Raw genomic sequence first — 383 nt, 5'->3', positions numbered from 1 at the left:
CGCTCTTCCGATCTGCAAGACTTTGCTGGGATATGGCGAATGCGATGGCCGATAAGGTGACCAGCATTAACGATAACGAAAGTGCGCATAAACAGTGAGTGATGAACGAGTTTCACGTGATCACTCTTTTCTCGTCACTCATTTGTGTAACCAGTTCACATAGCCAGTTCACATAAACAATTAGTGCAAATAAGAATAATAGAACAAACCCTACAACGTATAACAAAAGGAGCCTCAACATGACGGAACACCAGAGTGTAGATAAGCGTCTCGACACATCTCGAACCATTCGCTCACCACATGGTACGCAACTTCGTGCAAAATCGTGGTTAACCGAAGCACCGCTTCGTATGTTAATGAATAACCTTGATCCCGATGTCGCT

The 383-nt window shown here is 44.4% G+C and carries 1 protein-coding gene; it reads left to right on the top strand.

Annotated elements, in window-relative coordinates; translation table 11 throughout:
* Nucleotides 1-239 precede the first annotated feature (239 nt).
* The coding region (locus ACP45E_RS02295) for a hypothetical protein (protein WP_141707188.1) at nt 240-383 on the top strand (144 nt) is incomplete at its 3' end.

Source organism: Vibrio genomosp. F10 str. 9ZD137, assembly GCF_049974785.1.
In the GTDB taxonomy this organism is placed as follows: domain Bacteria; phylum Pseudomonadota; class Gammaproteobacteria; order Enterobacterales; family Vibrionaceae; genus Vibrio.
Note: the sequence above shows the minus strand (reverse complement) of the source record. Positions and strands in the feature narration are given on the sequence as shown.